Below are 17,235 nucleotides of genomic sequence, written 5' to 3'. Positions count from 1 at the left end.
GTTCAGGAGGTGGCGTCGGTTAGGTCTCACCTAATCGCTGGCCCACCTGGGTTGCTTCGTCTCCAGGGGCTGCCCTAGATACGCGTCCCCCAAGCTGTCCCGACACACTTCTCCAATACCTTATGATGCACTGGATCACCTCCTTTCGTTGATTTCGCCTAACTCAAAGCTGGCACAGATTTGGTGTATGTCAATTTAAAATATACCATCGACGGTAAATTTCATAAGAGCGTTACACCACGCGCGCCATCATGCGCCCAGTGATTAGGCGGAATGGAAACAGCGCGATCAGGGCCACGGCCAGCTTTACGGCCCAGTCCGCAACCGCCAGAGTAATCCAGAGCGGCATCTCCGGTCCGACCAAAAGGAACGCCGCCGGGCCCTGCGCCCATTCGATGGCGGCATCTGCATTCGGGCCAAAGGAAATCGCCGCCGAGAAGGCGATGCCAAAGAACAGAGCGGTGTCCACGGTCGATCCGATCAGGGTCGACGCCAGCGGCGCGCGCCACCACGCGCCGTCGCGCAGGCGGCTGAAGATCGCCACGTCCAGCAGTTGCGCCACGAGGAACGCCGTTGCCGATCCGACCGCAACGCGCAGCGCGACGGCGGGGCCGTATTCGAGCATGATCTGGCTGCCGATCAGCGAGCATATCGCCCCGGTGACAAAGCCGACAAAGACGACCCGGCGGGCGGCGCTCGGCCCATAGACGCGGTTCATCACGTCGGTCACCAGAAAGGCGAGCGGATAGGTAAAGGCACCCCATGTCAGCAATCCGTCGAGGATCAGGAATTGCACGAGGATGTTCGAGGCCACGACAATGGCGGCCATGGCAATGATGCCGGGAAGGAGTTTCATGTCACTAGGGTCCGTTTTGGCAAGGGTGCGGCACTTGGCCCCCGATCGGGGACGCGCCCCTTTAGGCCGCTCGGACGCGGGCGTCAATCGGTGATGCGGTATTCGACGAACTCGGTCCGCTGGAACCATTTGAAATTGTCATCCGACAGCATGGTCAGACGGATGCCCAGATCGTCGGCCCAGACGGCGATGCCTTCGAGGTTGTCGAAGGTGGCGTTCGCCGTCTCCAGCAGGATCTCACCGCCCGATCCGTCGAGCCCGAACCGGCGCACACGGCTGCGAAACCCGATGCCGGTAAAATCGCGCTCCAAGACGTAGAGCAATCCATCCGGGCCGACATCCGCGCCCACGACCAGAAACGGCTCGATCCGTGGCAGGGAAAAGGGGACGTCCCAAGTGCCGTTCAGATAGCGATAGACCGGAAATGGGCGGTCCACGCGGCCAGACCGCTCGGGGATGGTGTAGAGCGCACCGTCCGGGCCGATCGCCAGCGCCTCCAGAGCGGAATTGAGCTGCATCGTGGTAAACGCCTCTATCCGAGGCAACATGGTGGGCCGGCCGTTTTCACCTGTCTCTGCGCGCACGCGGGCGATCCGCTCAAAGCTGATAAAGCGCTCTCCGGTGGGGGCAATCGCCAGACCCTCGCTGTCGGTCCAGCCGCCGCCCATGGTATTGCCGTTGCGGTCCTTCAACCCGAGGAACGGACCGACGGTCAAGCCGACGATCCGGTCGTCCTCACGGAGGAACTCACCATCGGTCATGTAGCCGGAATCGCTGATCGCGACAAAGCTCATGCCGTCGTCGCTGACCTCGAGGCCCGAAAAGCCGCCGAAATAAGAGCGGTCGTCGACCCATTGATACGATCCCAGATACTCGGCCTCCGCCACAGCCTGAGAGGGCCCCAGCATGGCAAGGGCTACGAGAACGGCTTTGAACGACACGCTAGTTGCTGTTCAGCACATCGGTGCACTGGGCCGGCAGGGTCGCCATCGTCACCTCGCGGCGGGGCGCGGGGGGCGGCGCGTTGGGATCCGGCGGCGGCGGGTTCAGGATGTTGGCCACCCACTGACGGGCATCGTCGCAGCCATCGCCGGCGGGGATCGGGGCCTGAGTCTCGCAGGTGCGGTCGCCGGGGGGGCAGCTCAGACGGACGTGGAAATGATAGTGATGGCCATACCACGGGCGGATCTTGCGCAGCCAACTGCGGTCCCCGGTGGCATTTTCACACATCGCGACCTTGGCGCCGGGAAAGATGAAGATGCGGTCGACGCGGGGATCCGACGCGGCTTGGCGCAGGATCGCCTCGTGCTGCGGGGTCCAGTTGTCGTTGGTATAGGCACCGTTGGCGCGGCGGGTCGAGATCGAAGAGAGATCCTCACGCTCCTGGCGGGTCAGGTTCAAACGGTCGGGGGGCAGCATCCAGATGTCGGCGTCCAGACCGATCTGGTGGCTGGCATGGCCGGTCAGCATAGGGCCGCCGCGGGGCTGCGCCATGTCGCCGACGTAAAGGCCGGCCCAACCGGGCTGGGTCGCGGCAAATCGGCTGAGATCCTGAATGTAGTCGACAAGGATGGGCTGGCCCCAGTTACGGTTGCGGCTCAGTCGCATGGCCTGCCATGTCGGGCCGGTCTCGGGCAGGGCGACAGCGCCCGCCTGACAGCCGCGGGAATAGAAACCCAACGCCTCGGGGGCTTGGTTGCTCGGGGTCTGCATCGCGCCGAACAACGCTTTGGCGGCGCGATTGTCGCCCGCGTTCTGGGTCGATACGGCGGCGGGGGCCGCCTGACTGACCGACGTGTTGTCCGACCGGCACGCGGCCAACGCCAACAGGGCAATCATCAAAAGGGGCAGTCGGGTCATGCGTCGCGATCTCCGTTCTTGTTGACGAACATTAGCAGAAGCAGACCCAACAAGAAAAGCAGGATCACAGGCGAAATACCCAGTCTCGGGCTTTGGGTGATCAAAGTTACGGCACCGATCATCGCCGGTGCCATAAAGGCGGTCGCCTTGCCGGACAGGGCAAACAATCCAAATGCCTCGGTGGGGCGGTCCGGATGGGTGTGGCGCACCATCATCGAACGGGACGCGGTGTAGAGGCCGCCACCGGCGCCGCCGATGATTGCGCCGCAAACGTAAAAGATCGTGTCCGGCAGGGTCGATCCGGGGGCGATGGCAAATCCGTAGAGAGACTCGCGCGACATCGCGATGATGGTGGTGCAGACGACGATCAGGATCAGAATGCAAAAGATGATCACCGGACGGGGGCCATAGCGGGCATCGGCGCGACCGGCGAGGTACGTGGCGATGGCGGCGGTGATGGCTCCGACGATGCCGAAAATGGCGATGTTGATCAGGGTCCAGTCGAGCACGAGCACGGCGTAGACGCCGCCAAACCCATACAGGGCGTTGAGGGCGTCGCGATAGAACATCGACGACAACAGAAAGCCCTTCAGGCTGTCGCGGCCAGCGATAGAGCGAAGCGAGCGCCAGAAATCAGCCATGGCGAGCCTGAAGCCGCCCTGCTTGACGACCGGGCGGACTTCGCGAACCCACAGGAAATACGGGATCATGAAGACCGCGTACCAGATCGCGATGAACGGGCCGACGATGCGCGTGCCTTCACGGGCGTCGGGGTCGAGGCCAAAGGCCGGGTCGGCGCCGAGCAGGGTGGTGCCGGTCTCGGGATTGGCCTCGAAGAAAAACAGCAGCATGATGAACAGGCCGGTCACACCGCCCCAATAGCCCAGTGCGGCACCGGCGCCGCTGATCCGGCCCACTTCCGAGGGATCGCCCAAACCGGGCAGTTGGGCATTGGTAAAGATCAGGGCGAATTCAGCGGCGACAAAGGCGATGGCAAAGGCGATCAGACAGAACCACAGGGCCGAACCGTCCGGCAGCATGAACCACATCATCCATGTGGACAGGACGTACAGGACGGAGAAGCCGATGATCCACGGCATCCGGCGGCCGGTGCTGTCGGCATAGGCGCCCAGAACCGGGCCGGTAAAGGCGATGAACAGACCGGCGGCGGTCTGGCCCAGCGACCAGACCGACTGGGCCTGCGCATCCGCGGCCTCGGTGGTCATGCCGTTGGCGGCGAAATATTCGGTGGCGACGCTGGCGAAGTAGGGGCCGAAGATGAAGGTCAGGCCGAGAGTGTAGAAGGGCTGCGTCGCCCAGTCGAACGCCATCCAGCCCCAGATACGCTTCTTTGCCGTCGTCGCCATGCAGTTCCCCCCGTTTGGCGGGGATCAAGCAATAAAAGGCTGGGCAAGGCAAGCTATGGTTTTTGTTACGCAAGGTGCGGACGGGTCAGCGCGGGCCGGGGCGCTCCGGGGGCCAGGGGCGGACGGCGTCGGCGTCGATCCATGCCTGCACCCAGGCGGGGAGCGGGGGCGAGGTCGGATCGGCCCCATAGGCGGCCAGACTGCGCTGGGTCGAGACGATCCCGTTGCGGTCGGTCAGGCAGGTGCGGAGCAATCCCTGAAAGGCGCATTCCTCGCCCAGCCAGATCGTCTGCTCCATGTAGAGGAACTTGTCGTCCCAGCCGATGCAGCGGGTGCGCATCTCGAACTTGGCAAAGGGGCGGATGCGCTTGCGATAGCGGGTGGTGGCCCCGGCGACGGCCAGGCCCCATCTTTCGCGGGCGAGCATCTTGATCAATCCGGCCCGGACGGCCAGGCCGTAACGGCCCAGATCAAGCATCGTCAGAACCCGGCCGTTGTTCATCTCCAGATACATGTCCAGATCATGGGGCCAGCAGCGATGCTGCGAGACGTGTACATCCAGAATGGACAGGGGCGATTGGCGCTTGGCGGACCAGATCGACTTGAATTGACGGATAAACGGATACATCGAAAAATGCCTCGGATTTCGATGCTTTGCTAGCCAAGTTGACGTTCACGTCAACATTGACCTCGGGGAAAGGCATTGCCCTCGGGCTCCGTCGACATTACCTGATGCCCGTCGCAATAGGAGAGACGGCCCCGATGCAATCCCTGTTTGAAATCCTCATGCTCATTCTGGGCGTCGCCCGGTTCTTTATCTTTGCGCATTTCATCATGAGCTGGCTGATCCAGTTTCAGGTGCTCAACATCCGGCAACCCTTTGTCAGCCAGCTTTGGTACGGGCTCAGCCGGCTGCTGGAGCCGATCTACGGCCCGATCCGCCGGATCCTGCCGAACATGGGAGGCATCGACCTGTCGCCCATCGTGGCGCTGATCGCGATTTATGCGCTGGAGATCATCCTGCGGAACAATATCGGGATGTTTGTCTGATCCGACGGGATCGACATGAGTTTATTTGCCAAGATGAAGGGGGAGCGAGATCGCCCCCTGTTCACCGAATCTCTGCCTGTGTAAGGATGGGGGCAACGAGCAATCCGCCCTTAACCTCACAGGTGCACACCCGATGAGCGCTGCCACGCTTTTGCGCGATGTCTTTGGCTTTGACGCCTTCCGCCCCGGCCAACAAGAGATCGTCGAGGCGGTCACGATGGGCGAGAACACCCTTGCCATCATGCCGACCGGCGGTGGCAAGTCGCTTTGCTTTCAGCTACCTGCGCTGGTGCGCGACGGGGTGACGGTGGTGATCTCGCCGCTGATTGCGCTGATGCGCGATCAGGTGCGCGGGCTGAAGGAGGCGGGCGTCGAGGCGGGGGCGCTGACCTCGGGCAATACCGAGGAAGAGACGGCGGAGGTCTGGGAGGCGCTGGAGCGCGGCTCGCTGCGGTTGCTCTACATGGCACCCGAACGGCTGGCGTCGGGCGGGGTGCCGCAGATGCTGCGCCGGGTCGGCGTCAGCCTGATCGCCGTCGACGAGGCCCATTGCGTCAGCCAGTGGGGCCACGATTTCCGGCCCGATTACCTGCGCATCGGTGAGTTGCGCCAGTATCTCGACGTGCCGCTGGCCGCCTTTACCGCCACGGCCGATGCCGAAACCCGCGACGAGATCGTCCGCAAGCTGTTTGACGGGCAACCGCCGAAAGTGTTCCTCCGCGGCTTTGACCGGCCGAATATTCATCTGGCCTTTGCCGCCAAGGACAGCCCGCGCGCCCAAATCCTGAATTTTGCCGCCGCCCGCAAGGGACAGTCGGGGATCGTCTATTGCGGAACGCGGGCCAAGACGGAATCGCTGGCGCGGGCGCTGGGCGAGGCGGGCCATCTGGCCACGCATTACCACGGCGGCATGGAGGCCGAGGCCCGCCGCGTGACCGAGCGCCGGTTTCAGCAGGAGGACGGGTTGATCGTCGTGGCCACCGTCGCCTTTGGCATGGGGATCGACAAGCCGGATATCCGCTGGGTCGCCCATGCGGATCTGCCCAAGAGCATCGAGGCCTACTACCAGGAGATCGGACGGGCCGGGCGCGACGGGGCTCCGGCCGAGACACTGACGCTCTTTGGTCCGGACGACATCCGCTACCGTCGCCAACAGATCGACGAAGGGCTCGCCCCGCCAGAACGGCGGGCGGCGGATCATGCCCGGTTGAACGGGCTGCTTGGGCTGTGCGAGGCGCTGACCTGCCGTCGGCAGACGCTGCTCAGTTACTTCGGGGAAGATCCGGCTCCCTGCGGCCATTGCGATCTCTGCGACAAGCCGGCCGAGGTGTTCGACGGGACGACGCCGGTGCGCATGGCGCTGTCTGCGGCGCTGCGGACAGAGGAGTGGTTCGGGGCGGGGCATCTGATCGACATCCTTCTGGGGGCCGATACCGAGAAAATCCGCCAGCGCGGCCATGACAGCCTGCCCACCTATGGCGTGGGCAAGGAATACGACAAGCGGCAATGGCAGGCGATCTTCCGGCAGATGATGGGGCATGATCTGATGCGGCCCGATCCGGAACGGCACGGGGCGCTGCGGATGACCGACAAGGCACGGCCGATCCTGCGGGGCGAAGAGGGGATCACGCTGCGCAAGGACACGATCCGCGCGGCGCGGGGCACCGGGCCGAAGGTGCGCGAACTGGTCTCGGAAGAGCACGCGCCGCTGCTGAGCGCACTGAAGGCCAAGCGGCGGTTCCTTGCGGAACAGCTGAACGCCCCCGCCTATATCATCTTCAATGACAAGACCCTGATCGAGATGGCCGAAACCCGGCCAGAGACCCTCGACCAGATGGCCCGGATCGGCGGCGTCGGGGCGAAAAAGCTGGAAAGCTACGGGCAGGCGTTTCTCGAGGTCATCACCGGAGCCGCCGAGGAGGTCCACCCCCGGCGCCGGAAGCTGGCGGGACGCGACGCGGGCGACATCTACGACCGGCTTCTGGCCGCGCAATCGGCCCTGACCCGTGGCGAGGACGGCACGGGGAAACCGATGAGCCTGTCGGCCTCGGCACTGGCCAAGGTGGCACAACTCAAGCCGCAGGATTTGCCGGCGCTGGAGCGGCTGATCGGCGAGCGCCATGCGGAGCGGTTTGGCCCGGCGCTGCTCGACGTTCTGCGGGAGGGCTAGATGGGGCGCTGGGCGCGCGAGATTGCCGCGCTGGACAGTGAGGCCGACGCGACCCGGATCGTGCACCTTCTGGGATCATGCGAATTCGCATGGGATATCGAGCGGGCGTTGGAGTTTGCCCTGTTTCGGACCTATGCCGTGCCGTCGATTTCGGGGCTCTTGGCCAAGATCGGAGCGTTCGAGAGCGATACGCGCAAGCGCTATGACGATACCGAACTGATCCTGTCGGAGATCACCGAGAACGGATTGGACAGCGATCGTGGTCAAGCCGCCCTTGCCCGGATGAACGCGATGCACGGCGCGTACAGGATCAGCAACGATGACATGCTCTATGTCTTGTCGACCTTCGTGTTCGAGCCGGAGCGATGGCTGGACAGCTATGGCAAACGGGCGCTGACCGAGCACGAGAAAGCGGCGATCTGGGCGCATTACAGGGCGCTGGGCCATGCCATGGGCATTCTGGAAATCCCCGAAGACCGGGATGCGTTCGAGGCGTTCAACCGACAATATGAGGCCCGGCAATTTGCCTATGCCGAGAGCAACGCCAGAATTGGCGCGGTGACCCGTGATCTTTTGCTGTCGTTCTATTTGCCCAAGGCTCTCATTCCGTTGGGACGGCCGGCGGCACATGCGTTCATGGATGCCCCTTTGTTGCAGGCGATGGGGTTCGATGCCGCACCGGGCTGGTTGCGCGGCTTGCTGAAGGGGGCGATGCGGCTGCGGGCCGGCGCACTGAGGCTTCTGCCGGACCGACGCCGCCCGCACCTCCACACCCGCATCAAACGACCGAGCTACCCGCGCGGCTACAAGATCGAAGAACTCGGAACATTTCCGACCAGACCGCTACCAAAATGAGCGCCTTCGGCGCATGCGATATGCCCGTTCCGGGCGATTGGCGCATGTGTCGCCGGTGCTTCTTCAACACTTCGGCAAGGTTTGTGGTGCGGGCCGTTAACGGGGCCGATCCCGAGAACGACACCTACGCCATACCGACGTGGTACCGACGTCATACCGCAGCTTGTTTCGGGCGGTTAACCTATTGATTCGCGATTTTGACGGTCTGCGATTTGCCCTAGCCCCCGAGGCCCGCTACATCCCCACAGGAACAACCCGAAGGATGCCCATGCTCACCGTGATTTCGCCAGCCAAGTCGCTCGATCTATCGCCCGTCGCAGTACCAGCCACTCGGCCCGCGTGGCAGGACGACGCTGTCCGTTTGTCAAAAACCGCTAAAAATCTGACACTTGGCGGGTTGAAGTCGTTGATGGGCATATCCGACGACCTCGCCCGGCTGAACCGGGATCGCTTTCGCGCCTTTGCGGCAGAACCTGATGCCGAGGCCGTGCGCCCGGCTGCGTTCATCTTTAATGGTGATACATATCAAGGGCTTGAGGCCAAGACGCTGGAGCCCGAAGACCTGCAATGGGCGCAGGACCACCTGCGGATCCTGTCGGGGCTCTATGGGTTGCTGCGTCCGCTCGATGCCATCCAACCCTATCGGCTTGAGATGGGGAGTCGCTTGAAAACCCGAAGAGGATCAACGCTTTACGACTATTGGGGCGATCAGATTGCCAAGGCCCTCCGCGATCAGGCGCAGGCGCTTGGAACGGACACTCTGATCAATTGCGCGTCCGAGGAATACTTCAAGGCGGCAGATCGCAAGTCCTTGAAATTGCGCGTCATCACGCCGCAATTCATGGAGGTGAAAGAGGGCAGACCCCGGATCGTCAGCTTCTTTGCCAAGCGGGCGCGTGGCGCGATGGCCCGGTTCATCACGCAGAACCGATTGGTCGACGCCGAGGCGATCAAGGATTTCTCGGCCGGTGGATATGCCTTCGATGCCGATCTAAGTGGCGACGATGCTTGGGTTTTTCTGCGCGATTATCCCGAGCCATCTGAGGGAAAGTAAGGAAAACCCGCCACAATCTGCACAACTGCGACGTTGATCTGACTGTATTCGGTGTGCGACCCTTTGCCCATTCCGGCCCAAAGGGATTTCTACCGATGCACAGATTGATCGCCGTTGTTTTTTTGGCCCTGATTGGGTCCATTGCCACCGGACAAGAGGCGACACCGGACGCGCGTTTCGTCATCTCCCGTGACGTCGACTATCCGGGCGGTGACATATCGGCCATCTTCGACACCACTTTGGACGCTTGCCAGAACGCCTGCCTTTCCAACGGCCAATGCACCGCATTTACGTTCAACCAACGCTCGAACGCGTGCTTTCCGAAGGTCGATACCGGTGTCGTCGAGGCTTACTCGGGTGCGATTTCAGGCCGAGTGATCCGGACCCCGCCGGCCGTGCGGAATCTGGCAGCGACGCGGCTGGCCGATCTGGCGTTTCTGGCCGATGCGGACATCTCGGCGGCCCGTAGTCTTGCAGGTGGAATTGGCCGTCTGCATGCTGCGGACGAGTTTTCGGCCGGCGCCCTTCTGGCCGCGGCCGATCAAGCTCGGGGACGGGGCGATACCCTTGGCGCATTTCGGTTTACCGGGGCGGCGGTCAGCCTGACGGACAGGTCCGACCTTTGGCTCGAGTATGGTCGCCTTGGGCGGATCGTCACAGGTAACAATTCGGCCGATGTGAACGCTGCGCGCAACAATTCCTTGCCGGCAATCATCAATGCCTACCTTCGGGCGGAGAGCGCCGGGGCACAGGCCTCGATTCTCGGCGAGATGGCTCTGAGCCTCGAAGCCAAGCAGCGCGGTCGCCTGACCATCCCGGCCTTGCGGTTGGCTCAGGACATCGCGCCGCGCCGCGATACCGAGGCCGCGCTCGAGCGCGCGATCGGGCTCTACGGCTTTCGAGTTGCCGATACGGATGTGCAGAGCGATAGCGCAACACCCCGGATCTGTGCGCTTTTCTCGGAGCCGTTGGTGCAGGCCGGCGTCGACTACGCCACCTATGTGCAGCTTCCCGATCCGCGGCTGGCCGTGTCTGTCAACGGCGACCAGCTTTGCATCGACGGGGTTCAGCATGGCGAGCGTTACCGTGTCGTCATGCGCGAGGGTCTCCCCGCCGAGAGTGGCGAGACGCTCGTTCGGGCCGTCGAACTGTCGCTCTATGTCCGGGACCGGACGCCGTCAGCGCGGTTTGTCAGCCGCGCCTATGTGCTGCCTCGGATGGGTGACATTGCGGTGCCGTTGGAGACGGTGAACCTCGAGACAGTCGAGCTGTCTCTGGCCCGGATGAGCGACCGGAATATCCTGCGGTCGATGCAGGAGGATCTCTTCGCCAGCCCCCTCTATGCGTGGCAGGAGAGCTTTTTCACCGACCAGATCGGCGAGGTGTTCTGGACGGGGACCGCGCAGGTTCAGGGTGAGCTGAATCAGGACAGCCTGACTCGGGTGCCCTTGTCTGAGGCGTTGGCTGATCAACAGGCGGGCGTCTATGTCCTTCAGGCCTCGGTTCCTGGCGCCGATCGGGATGACAACCCGCCTGCGACCCAGTGGTTCGTGTTGTCGGATTTGGGGATCGCGACGATGCAGGGCGTCGACGGTTTGACCGTCGTGGTGCGTAGCCTTGGCGATGCGACGGCGGTCGAAGGCGCAGAGGTTCAGCTTTTGTCTCGGGCCAATAGCGTGCTTGGGACCGTAGAGACAGACGCGACGGGACTAGCCCGTTTCGATGCCGGGCTATCGCGCGGCACCGGATCCTCGGCGCCGGGGTTGGTGACTGTCCGGAACGGACCGGACGATCTTGCGTTCCTGTCGCTGACCGAGCCGGCATTCGATCTGTCCGACAGGGGGGTCGAAGGAAGAGAGCCTGCGCCGCCGATCGATGTCTTTCTGACGACCGACAGGGGTGCCTATCGGGCGGGAGAGACGATTTGGGCGACCGCCCTGATGCGTGACGCGAAGGCGCGGGCTTTGCCCGGCGTGCCTCTGACGGCGATCCTCAGCCGGCCTGACGGCGTCGAATATAGCCGCATCAGCAGCACAGACGACAGCGCGGGCGGGCACGTCTTTGCCCTGGCGACGGTCGGCACCGCACCGCGCGGATCCTGGAAGATCGACGTCCTCGCCGATGTCGATGCGCCGCCATTGGCGACGGCGTCGGTTCTGGTGGAAGATTTCTTGCCGGAACGCATCGATTTCGACATGGTCACAGAGCCGTTCCTACGCCTGGGCCAGCCTTCGGCGATCGCTGTCGCGGCCAACTACCTGTTTGGCCCCCCCGCCCCTGATCTGCCGATTGAGGGCGAGGTATTGCTACGCGCGGCAAATGGTGTGGACGCTTGGCCGGGCTTTGTCTTTGGTCGCCATGACGAGCGGTTCGAAGCACAACTTGCGGGCATTTCCGGCGCATCCCGAACCGATTCCGATGGTAGCGCGATCGTCGGATTGGACTTGCCCGAGGTCTTCGGAGGGGCGTCCCAACCGCTTGAGGCCGTCGCGACCCTTCGGCTGACCGAAGGCTCTGGCCGTCCCGTCGAGCGCAGCCTGACCGTGCCGGTTCGCCCCGACATGGCAATGATCGGCATTCGCCCTGCAGCCGAGGATGTGATCCCCGAAGGCGGCAATGCCAGCTTCAGCCTCATCGGCTTGAGCCCCGATCTCACGGCAGAGCCGATGCAGGTTCAATGGACGATCAACCGCCTGCGCACGACCTACCAGTGGTATCAGCTATACGGCGACTGGAACTGGGAGCCGACGACGACGCGCACCCGGATCGCTACCGGCTCGGTCGCGCTCGGGGCAACGCCTGTCGAGGTGTCCGCTCCGGTTGAGTGGGGCCAATACGAGATTGTCGTCGAACGAACCGACGGCGCGTATATCGCTGCATCAGATACCTTCTATGCAGGGTGGTATGCCCCAGCCGACGCGGGCACGACGCCGGATCTGCTCGAAGCCTCTCTGGACGCCGAGAACTACGCCATTGGTGATACGGCGAATTTCCGCATCGTCCCGCGCTATGCAGGCACCGCCATAGTCACTGTGATGACCAATCGGGTCGTCTCGATCGAGGCGGTCGAAGTGAGCGAAGGTGAAAACATCATTCCTTTGCCAGTGACCGAGGAGTGGGGCGCAGGTGCCTATGTCACGGCGTCTGTCATTCGACCGATGGACGTGGGGCAAGACCGCAACCCAGCGCGCTCAATGGGCCTTGCTTACGCCCCGGTTGATCCGGGTGACAAGCAGTTGTCCCTAAGCCTTGATTGGAACGCCGACGTCGCGCCGCGTGGCCCGCTGACCGTGCAGATGCAGGTCGAAGGCGCGACGGATCAGGCTTATGTCACCCTAGCTGCGGTCGACGTCGGGATCCTCAACATCACAGGGTTTGAAAGCCCCGATCCCGAGGGGCATTACTTCGGGCAACGCAAATTGGGCGTCGAGTTGCGCGACATCTATGGGCGGCTCATCGACGGGATGAACGGCGCAATGGGCACCGTCCGCTCTGGTGGGGATGCGCAGGCCAACAGCGGCCAGAACGCGCCGCCACCAACCGAGGAGCTGGTGTCCTACTTCTCCGGACCGATCGAGATTGGGCCGGATGGCCGCGCCGAAGTCACTTTTGACCTGCCCTCGTTCAACGGCACGGTCCGTCTGATGGCGGTGGCATGGTCCGGTCAGGCCGTTGGTCAGGCCGAAGCCGATGTGTTGGTGCGTGACCCGGTGGTGGTGACGGCCAGCGTGCCGCGTTTCATGGCGCCGGGGGACAGCAGTCGAATGCTGCTTGAAATCGTCCATGCGGATGGGCCTGCCGGCACCATGCAACTAGTCGTCAGTGCCGATGGACTGTCGATCTTCAATCAGGTCGTGCCGAGCAGCTTCGAACTGGCGGAGGGTGCAAAGCAGACTTACCGGGTGCCTTTTGTGGCCGATGAGATCGGACTCCATGAAATCACCGTATCCCTGACCACGCCGGATGGCCGAGAATTGGAAAAGGTGCTTACCGTTCCCGTCATGCTCAACGATCCCGAGGTATCGCGCACCTCGCGGTTCACGCTCGCGGCGGGTTCGACGTTCACGTTCGACGATCAGGTCTTCGCGGGATTCTCGCCCGGATCAGGCTCGGCCACGCTTTCCATCGGGCCGCTTGCCCGGTTCGACGCCCCCGGCCTGTTGGAGGCGCTCAACCGCTATCCTTACGGCTGCACGGAACAGATCACCAGCCGGGCGCTGCCTCTCATCTACTTCAACGACGTGGCTCAGGCGATGGGCCTTGCCGACGGCGACGAGATCGAACAGCGGATTACCGAGGCCATTCAGGCGGTGCTGGGCAATCAGGCCGCGAACGGCGCCTTTGGCCTCTGGGGCCCCTATTCCGGAGACCTGTGGCTTGACGCCTATGTCACTGATTTCCTGAGCCGTGCACGGGCGCGCGGACACACAGTGCCGGATCGTGCGTTTGACTCCGCGATAGACAACCTGCGCAACCGGGTGAACTATGCCCCCGACTTTGAATCCGGCGGTCAGGATATCGCCTATGCGTTGATGGTGCTGGCCCGTGAAGGGGCGGCTGCAATCGGCGATTTGCGCTACTACGTCGATGAACGGGCGGATGCCTTCACCACCCCGCTTGCGGCGGCGCAACTCGGGGCGGCTCTGGCGTTCTATGGCGATCAGGAGCGGGCCGATGCGATGTTCCGCCGAGCAGTCTTGAGGATCTCCACGATCCCGGATGATCGGGAAGCCTCTGTCTGGCGGTCTGACTATGGATCTGTTCGGCGCGACAACGCCGCCGTTCTGGCGCTGGCCGTCGAGGCGGGCAGCGCGGTCGTCGATGCCGATCTCCTGTCGACCCGGCTTGCGCGCGCGGGCGACCGGGTTTCGACTCAAGAGGCCGTCTGGACACTTCTGGCCGCCGATGCACTGATTGACGACATCCGAGATACCGGGCTGACGATCAACGGCGTCGCACCGGACGGCCCACTCGTCCGGTTGCGTGACGCGTCCGCCCGTGCTGCACCGATCAACGTGGCAAACACCGGCGGCAAACCGACGGAGTTGACTGTCACGACCTTTGGCGTGCCGCTCGAACCAGAGCCTGCAGGGGGCAACGGTTTCAGCATCAGGCGCGACTATTACACGATGGACGGCGAGACGACTTCGCCCGACGGTGTGCCGGTCGGCACTCGCCTTGTCACCGTGTTGACGGTGCAGCCCTTTGGGCGACAGGAAGCCCGTTTGATGGTCGACGATCCGCTGCCCGCCGGGTTCGAGATCGACAATCCGAACTTGCTGCGCGGTGGCGATATCCGGGCGCTGGAGTGGCTTGACCCTGTGCGCGGCGAGAATGCCGAATTCCGGCAGGATCGGTTCTTGGCGGCCGTCAATTGGCGCTCCGACGCCTCGTTCCAATTGGCCTATGTGGTGCGCGCGGTGTCACCGGGTAGCTTCCGCCATCCTGCGGCGAGCGTAGAAGACATGTATCGGCCGCAGATGCGCGCCAACACGGACACTGGCCAGATCTCGGTGACCGAGTGATCCGAAGCCGACGATACGGCCGTTGGCTTCTGACCCTTGCCCTCGTCCTTTGGACAGGGGCGTTGGGGCGGGACGCATTTGATCGGTTCATCGGCGCGACGGTGCTGCCTCCGCTGGCGTTCCAGCACTCCGTCGAGGTGCGCGACAGGAATGGAGAGCTGCTACGCCCCTATCTCGTGCCCGAGGGGCGATGGCGATTGGCGGTCACGCTGGATGCGGTCGATCCCGGTTATGTCGACATGCTGGTGCGCTACGAGGACAAGCGGTTCTGGACCCATGGCGGCGTCGATTTCGTCGCAATGAGCAGGGTGTTCGCTCAGGCCGTTCGCTATGGGCGGCTGGTTTCGGGCGGCTCAACGCTGACGATGCAGGTGGCGCGGCTGCTTGAGAATTCGGGGACCGGGCGATGGCAGGGCAAACTGCGGCAAATCCGGGTGGCATGGGCGCTGGAACGGCAGTTGAGCAAAGAGCAGATCATGACGCTTTACCTCAACCACGCCCCGTTTGGCGGCAACCTCGAAGGCGTGCGAGCAGCGACGTTCGCATGGTTCGGGAAACCACCCGCACGGCTGACGCCCGCTGAATCGGCCTTGTTGGTGGCAATCCCGCAAGCGCCGCTTTCGCGCCGGCCAGACCGCGATCCTGAGGCCGCTCACGCCGCGCGTGATCGCGTGTTGCGTCGGATGCTGCGGGACGGGATCTTGGATGCCGAGACCGTCGAGGCAGCCTTGACCGAAGCGTCACCTTCGGTTCGGCGGGATTTCCCGATCCTCGCGGCGCATCTTGCCGACAGAGCGCGATATGCGGCTCCGCTCGAAGTGCGTCACGACCTGACCATCGACGCGGGACTTCAGGCCCGGTTGGAGGCGCTGGCCGCGGCGGCCGTTGCGCCGCATGGCGATCGGCTTCAGGTGGCGATCATGGTGGCGAACCATACCACGGGCGACGTGCTCGCTTCGGTCGGATCGTCTGGATATGTCGTCGACGCCCGTGAAGGGTTTGTCGATATGACGCAGGCTCTGCGGTCGCCCGGTTCGACGCTGAAGCCGTTGGTCTATGGCCTCGCCTTCGACCGGGGGCTGGCGCATCCCGAGACGATGATCGCCGACCGGCCCACTGACTTTGACGGCTATCGGCCGCAAAATTTCGACGGTCTGTGGCGGGGCGAAATCCGGGTGCGGCGGGCGCTGCAACTGTCGCTCAACCTGCCCGCCGTCAGTCTGACCCAAGCCTTGGGGCCGGAGCACTTGCTTGCCGGTCTGCGCCGCAGCGGCGCCGAACCCGTGATCCCCGGCGGCCGACCCGGCCTTGCGGTCGCATTGGGCGGTGTCGGGCTGCGACTGGAGGACATGGTGGGGCTCTATGCGGCGATCGCCAACGGTGGCACGCGGGTCGATTTACATTGGGGTAGCGCGCCGACGCCTGGGTTCGTCCCTCGCGTCGTGATGGGTGACGTGGCCGCGTGGCAGGTGGCCGACATCCTGCGCCAAACGCCACGTCCAAGTGGTGTGATCGACACCGAGATCGCCTTCAAGACCGGCACGTCCTATGGGCACAGGGATGCTTGGGCCATGGGCTTCGATGGAAGGCACGTCGTCGGGGTCTGGCTCGGGCGGGCGGACGGCACACCCGTGCCGGGCGTCTTTGGCGGCGATTTGGCAGCGCCAGTCTTATTCGATGTGTTTGCGCGGCTCGGCACGGTGGAACCCTTGGCCCCGCCGCCGCCCGCGACGCTGTTGGTCAGCAACGACCGCTTGCCGTTGCCGTTGCAGCGCTTTGGCTCTTCGCAGGAGCGGGCGAATGTAGGCGCGCCGGCCATCGCGTTTCCACCCGATGGCGCGGTCGTGGAGGGCGACGTTCTGACCGTCAAAGTGCGCGACGGGATAGCCCCGTTCACCTGGCTTGCGAATGGCGCCCCACTGGTCAGAACGCGCAGCCGAGAAACCGTCTTGGACAGTCTCGGCGCTGGCTTCTCGGCGCTGACAGTGATCGATGCCACCGGCCGGTCGGCCCAGAGCTTTGTGGAGATGCGCTGAGCCATCACAACCCCCGCCCCGGGTGGGTGCTGTTCCGCCAAAAGATGAGTTTATTTGCCAATATGAAGAGATGTGACCGGGTCTTGCCTATCCCTCGGGCCGGTGGGCATGTTCGGCTTGACAGGTGTGAATAAAAGGGCGCTGAGCATGTGGGTATTTATGATAGCGCAGGGAGTGCTTTTTCTGGCCTGGAGCGTCGAAGCGTTTCGGATTTTGTTTCAACTGGCCGCGCGGGGCCGGGCTCGGTCCGGCCAGCTATACCCCGGGCCGTTGACCTTTGTTGGTGCGGTCCGTGAGTGGATCGCCGATCCGTCCCGCAGATTGCAGAAATGGCGGTTTGTCGTCTTGACCCTCGCATTGCTGGGGATGACCGCTTGCTTGGCGATCTGGGAGCCGATCACTGGGCGATGATCCTATCGGGACTCCCGCTTTCCAAATCGTCGTTTTGGTTTATCTAAGCCG

Annotated in this window: 12 protein-coding genes; 7 read left to right on the top strand and 5 right to left on the bottom strand. The window is 63.6% G+C overall.

Features of this window, described 5'->3' with window-relative positions:
• Nucleotides 1-232: 232 nt before the first annotated feature.
• From LOM8899_RS05680 to LOM8899_RS05660, 5 genes are all read right to left on the bottom strand, one after another.
• A complete protein-coding gene (locus tag LOM8899_RS05680; RefSeq protein WP_093991120.1) occupies nucleotides 233-856 on the bottom strand; it encodes a queuosine precursor transporter in 624 nt (207 codons plus the stop codon).
• Nucleotides 857-939: 83 nt separating this feature from the next.
• Complete coding sequence (locus tag LOM8899_RS05675) at nucleotides 940-1,797, bottom strand: esterase-like activity of phytase family protein (protein ID WP_245820443.1); 858 nt, start codon at nucleotides 1,795-1,797, stop codon at nucleotides 940-942.
• Between the two features lies 1 nt (nucleotide 1,798).
• The gene (gene mepA, locus LOM8899_RS05670) at nucleotides 1,799-2,716 is read right to left on the bottom strand and encodes a penicillin-insensitive murein endopeptidase (protein ID WP_093991118.1); all 918 of its coding nucleotides are present in this window, start codon (nucleotides 2,714-2,716) and stop codon (nucleotides 1,799-1,801) included.
• On the bottom strand, nucleotides 2,713-4,083 hold the full coding sequence (locus LOM8899_RS05665; protein ID WP_093991117.1) for an MFS transporter: 1,371 nt from the start codon (nucleotides 4,081-4,083) through the stop codon (nucleotides 2,713-2,715). The genes mepA and LOM8899_RS05665 overlap by 4 nt, the downstream gene beginning before the upstream one ends.
• Nucleotides 4,084-4,168: 85 nt before the next feature.
• Complete coding sequence (locus LOM8899_RS05660) at nucleotides 4,169-4,711, bottom strand: acyl-CoA thioesterase (RefSeq protein WP_093991116.1); 543 nt, start codon at nucleotides 4,709-4,711, stop codon at nucleotides 4,169-4,171.
• A 134-nt stretch (nucleotides 4,712-4,845) separates the two neighbouring features.
• Between LOM8899_RS05660 and LOM8899_RS05655 the strand changes: the two genes are divergently transcribed.
• From LOM8899_RS05655 to LOM8899_RS05625, 7 genes are all read left to right on the top strand, one after another.
• A complete protein-coding gene (locus LOM8899_RS05655; RefSeq protein WP_093991446.1) occupies nucleotides 4,846-5,133 on the top strand; it encodes a YggT family protein in 288 nt (95 codons plus the stop codon).
• Between the two features lie 133 nt (nucleotides 5,134-5,266).
• Nucleotides 5,267-7,303 carry a DNA helicase RecQ gene (gene recQ / locus LOM8899_RS05650; protein ID WP_093991115.1) on the top strand — a complete coding sequence of 679 codons (2,037 nt, stop codon included), beginning with the start codon at nucleotides 5,267-5,269 and terminating at the stop codon, nucleotides 7,301-7,303.
• Nucleotides 7,304-8,158 carry an oxygenase MpaB family protein gene (locus LOM8899_RS05645; protein ID WP_093991114.1) on the top strand — a complete coding sequence of 285 codons (855 nt, stop codon included), beginning with the start codon at nucleotides 7,304-7,306 and terminating at the stop codon, nucleotides 8,156-8,158.
• A 268-nt stretch (nucleotides 8,159-8,426) separates the two neighbouring features.
• Nucleotides 8,427-9,212 (top strand): peroxide stress protein YaaA, encoded by a 786-nt coding sequence (yaaA, locus tag LOM8899_RS05640; protein WP_093991445.1) that lies wholly within the window; start codon nucleotides 8,427-8,429, stop codon nucleotides 9,210-9,212.
• A gap of 95 nt (nucleotides 9,213-9,307) precedes the next feature.
• Nucleotides 9,308-14,737 carry an alpha-2-macroglobulin family protein gene (locus LOM8899_RS05635; protein ID WP_093991113.1) on the top strand — a complete coding sequence of 1,810 codons (5,430 nt, stop codon included), beginning with the start codon at nucleotides 9,308-9,310 and terminating at the stop codon, nucleotides 14,735-14,737.
• Nucleotides 14,737-16,773, top strand: a complete 2,037-nt coding sequence (pbpC, locus tag LOM8899_RS05630; RefSeq protein ID WP_093991444.1) for a penicillin-binding protein 1C — start codon at nucleotides 14,737-14,739, stop codon at nucleotides 16,771-16,773. The genes LOM8899_RS05635 and pbpC overlap by 1 nt, the downstream gene beginning before the upstream one ends.
• 147 nt (nucleotides 16,774-16,920) lie before the next feature.
• Nucleotides 16,921-17,184, top strand: coding sequence for a hypothetical protein (locus tag LOM8899_RS05625; RefSeq protein WP_133064981.1), 264 nt, complete (start codon nucleotides 16,921-16,923; stop codon nucleotides 17,182-17,184).
• The last annotated feature ends 51 nt before the right edge of the window (nucleotides 17,185-17,235 follow it).

It is taken from the genome of Flavimaricola marinus, from assembly GCF_900184895.1.
Taxonomy (GTDB): domain Bacteria; phylum Pseudomonadota; class Alphaproteobacteria; order Rhodobacterales; family Rhodobacteraceae; genus Flavimaricola; species Flavimaricola marinus.
This window is presented reverse-complemented; position numbering and strand designations above follow the sequence as displayed.